Source organism: Methylobacterium sp. B1 (genome assembly GCF_000333255.1).
GTDB classification, from domain to species: Bacteria; Pseudomonadota; Alphaproteobacteria; order Rhizobiales; family Beijerinckiaceae; genus Methylobacterium; species Methylobacterium fujisawaense.
This window is the reverse complement of sequence record NZ_BACT01000783.1, coordinates 1-3,733: the sequence shown is the minus strand read 5'-3', so window position 1 is coordinate 3,733 and position 3,733 is coordinate 1. Positions and strand designations below refer to the sequence as shown.

The following is a 3,733-nucleotide window of genomic DNA, read 5'->3' as shown; positions in this document are numbered from 1 at the left end:
TGGTTGGCCGCCTCACTCGCCGCACTGTTGTGGAGCGCCCAGGCGCAGAGCGCCTCGAAGGGCTGGCGTAGCGAATGTCCGAGTGGGGTGATCGCATACTCGACGCCGATGGGTGCGGTCGGAAGCACCGTCCGGGTCACCAGGCCGTTGCGCTCCAGCCTTTTCAACGCGTCCGCCAACGCCTTGTGCGTGATGCCATCAAGCCGCCGCTTGATGGCGTTGAACCGTGACGGCCGTGGGCAAAGCACCGTGAGGATCAAGATCGTCCACTTGTCGGCAATCTTGTCCAACACCGGGCGGACCCGCGCCATGTTGGCGAGCGCGCACTCCGATGCGGCATCGAGATCGGTATCGTCGGCCATATCTAGGCTACCCTAGGTGCGTTGGCGGGCGTCCCCGCGTCGAGATCGGCGGGCGTCAGGGCGGGCGTCCCGTCGGGCGCCGCGGCCGCCAGCGCCGGCGAGACCAGCAGCGCCTTCGCGCTCGCATCGGTGAGGCACACGCCGACTCGGTCGGCCGGCGCCTCGGCGTCGAAGGGCAGCCACGCCGCCCCCGACATCGTGATGCCGATCTGCGTCACGAGGAGGTCCGGGCCGCGGGCCATCCACAGGCCGACGACGTCGCCGGGGCCGATGCCGCGATGGGCGAGGCCGGCGGCGATCCGGCCGGCCCGGGCGGCGACCTCCGAAAGGTCGTGGCGGAGTAGTCGGCCGAATCGACGGAAACGATCCATTGCGATCAATGTGTCGGGCGATGACTCAAGACTACTGAGCGGCTTGCCGCACAGATTACCTCGCTCGATTGGCTGGGTGGAGTCTTGCCTTCTGCGCTGGCGTGGCTCCGCTGGGCCGGCGACTTCGACTCTCGATGTCCGCCGGTGCCACTTAGGCTCAGGCACGATGGACCTCGTGGCCCGGATCGCTCAGTCACGTCGGACGCGTCCCGCAGCTCGGGCGGCCCCCGCGGCCACGACCCGTCTACCTACCTGACTTGCGATGCTGACGTCTGCGAAGACAGTGTTGTGATGACCTCGGCTCAACGAGGCGGTGTCGTTGCTTCGACACTGCCTCGGTTCAGGCCTACTTGGCCTCCATCATCTTTAAGCCGATCCCACCGATCGATTGCCGCGGCCGCACTCGGGGGTGGTCGCCGGTCACGCCGTGACTCATGGCCTCGCAAGACAGCCGCCGGGGCGCCGGACGAGGCGATCTCCACTTCACGTTCCGACGGACGCCTAGGCCAAGCGCGGCGTTGTGCTGGCGCTGTCTCGACCTGATCGAAGGCGGCTCCGGCCATCCGGAAGCTCGCGGCGGGGGTGAGCCGCAGGTGCGGCATCCCAGCCGCAGCGACCCGTTTTCCCGCGCCCCCATCCATCGGGAACTCCCTGCTCCTCCGCTCCGGCCAGGCCGATCCGCACCGGCGGGCTCTCTGCGCGTCGCGCAAGTGTGCGCCGCGTCAACGGCGCTATCCAATCGCTGACGCGCTGCGATGCTGCTCTGCACCATCGGATCTTGCCCGTGCCGAAGGACTTTGCCGTGCTGCCTCTGCCGATCCTCGCCCTTGCCGTCGCCTCGTTTGGGATCGGCACCACCGAGTTCGTCATCATGGGCCTGCTCCCGGAGGTGGCGCAGAGCTTCGGTGTCACCATCCCGCAGGCCGGCTATCTGGTGTCGGGCTATGCCATGGGCGTGGTCGTGGGGGCGCCGATCGTGGCGATCGCCACCGCGGGCCTGCCGCGCAAGACCGCGCTTCTCGCGCTGATGGCTGTGTTCCTGGCAGGAAATCTCGGCTGCGCGTTGGCACCGAGCTACGCCTTGCTGATGACGGCGCGTGTCCTGACCGCCTTCGCCCACGGAGCGTTCTTCGGAATCGGCGCCGTGGTGGCGCGGGACCTCGTGCCGCGAGAGAGGCGCACGCAGGCGGTTTCGCTGATGTTCGCGGGCCTGACGCTTGCCAACGTGCTGGGTGTGCCCCTGGGGACCGCCCTCGGCCAGGTCGCGGGATGGCGGTCGACCTTCTGGGCGGTGGTGGCGATCGGCCTCGCGGCCGGCCTCGCGATCCAGCTCTGTGTGCCCACCGGCCTTCCGGGAACGCGTGGCCGTCTCGCCAGCGAGTTCAGGGCGCTCGGCCGCTGGCCGGTCTTGCGGCCGATGCTGATCTCGACCCTGTCGTCGGTGAGCTTCTTCACCGTATTCACCTACATCACACCGTTCCTGACCGGGGTGTCCGGCTTCTCTCCGCGTGGGGTGACGGGTGTGCTGTTTTCGGCCGGACTGGGCCTGACCATCGGCAACCTCGCCGGCGGTCATCTTGCCGATCGGAGTCCGATGGCGACGATCATCGGCAGCTTCCTCGGCATCGTGGCCGCCTTGCTGGTCCTGGCGGCCGTCGCGCACGATCCCGTTCTGACCGTTCCCGTGATGGTCCTCTGGTCAGGACTCGTCTTCGCGCTGGTTTCGCCGCTGCAGATCTGGGTTGTCGAAGCCGCGACCGATGCGCCGAACCTCGCCTCCACGCTCAACCAGGGCGCATTCAACCTCGGCAATGCCGTCGGCGCCTGGATCGGTGGTACCGCTCTGACCCTCGGCGCGAGCTACCGCGAGCTTCCGTTGATCGCCGCGGCGATGTCCCTCGCCGGGCTCGGCCTGGTCCTCACCGCGGTCAGCCGCCGTCGCCACGAAGTTGCGTCGGCTTCCGTGCCCGGCGCCTGAACAATCAGTCGGCCCGAACGAGGTCGCCCAGCAGGCTGGCGGCCACGGTCGCCTTGGAGACGGTGAGGCCGGACGCACCGATCGCGTCCACCGCGTCGCGGATCCGGGCCAGCGGAGCGCCGCGCGCCTTCACCCAAGCCTCCACCGCGTCGGGGCCCGCGCCCAGATCCGCCACCACCTCGGCGGTGAGTTTGCGATGGGCGGCGGCGATGCCGGCGACCGCGCGCTCCAGCGCGACGCGGTCGAACGTGTCGGCCACCGGCACAGTCCGCGCCGCAGCCGCCAGATCGTCGAGCCGGAAGGCATGCTCCAGGGCGAAATGGGTCGCGGCCACCTCCGCGACCGGTCGGCCACTCGCCTCTGCGACGCGGACGACATCGGGTGCGGATCCGAGCGCGGTGAGCGAGGCCAGCCGCCGGGCCTGGGCCGGGGCCATGCCGTGCCCCGTCAGTTCCGCCTCGCGGGCGTCGATGGCTGCGCGGGCCTCATCCCCGAGGACCTCGGGCAGAGCCGCCTCGACCGCGGCAATGCCGTCCCGGTAGCGGGCGACCATGGGGGCGAGCCCTCCGCTCAGATCGAGGTTGCGGATGAACCAGACGATCCGGTTCAGCAGCAGATCCTGCACCTCCGCATAGAGATCGAGCTGCTCCTGCCCCGAAACGCGGCCCGCCAGACCGTCGATGGCAAGGTTCAGCTCCATCAGCCCGAAGGCGTCCCGGGTCATCGCGTAGGCCTTGGCGATGATCGCGGCGTCGGCGCCGGTGCCGTCCACGAGCCGTGTCACCAGCGAGGGCCCGCCGCGGTTGACGATGATGTTGGCGAGCGCCGTGGCGATGATCTCGCGGCGCAAGCGGTGTGCCTTCACGGCGTCCGGGAAGCGCTCGCGCAGGGCCTTCGGGAAGTAGCGCTGCAGCTCCCGGTCGAAATAGGGATCGTTCGGCACGGTGCTGTCGAGGATGGCGTCGTGCAGAGACAGCTTCGCGTAGGCGAGCAGCACCGCGTATTCCGGCCGGGTAGGCCCT

Annotated in this window: 2 protein-coding genes and 2 pseudogenes; 1 reads left to right on the top strand and 3 read right to left on the bottom strand. The window is 69.4% G+C overall.

Features of this window, described 5'->3' with window-relative positions; all coding sequences use genetic code 11:
* Both I53_RS22765 and I53_RS22760 read right to left on the bottom strand, forming a co-directional pair.
* A partial coding sequence (locus I53_RS22765; protein ID WP_043355003.1) for a helix-turn-helix domain-containing protein occupies positions 1–362 on the bottom strand: 362 nt, incomplete at its 3' end.
* Positions 363–376: 14 nt separating this feature from the next.
* A pseudogene (locus I53_RS22760) lies at positions 377–688 on the bottom strand (AMP-binding protein); the annotation flags it as partial.
* 847 nt (positions 689–1,535) lie between these two features.
* On the opposite strand from I53_RS22760, the gene I53_RS22755 reads away from it, so the two are divergent.
* Positions 1,536–2,711 (top strand): MFS transporter, encoded by a 1,176-nt coding sequence (locus tag I53_RS22755; protein ID WP_043355005.1) that lies wholly within the window; start codon positions 1,536–1,538, stop codon positions 2,709–2,711.
* 4 nt (positions 2,712–2,715) lie between these two features.
* On the opposite strand, the pseudogene I53_RS22750 reads toward I53_RS22755, so the two are convergent.
* Positions 2,716–3,733 (bottom strand): annotated as a pseudogene (locus I53_RS22750) (NAD-glutamate dehydrogenase domain-containing protein); the annotation flags it as partial.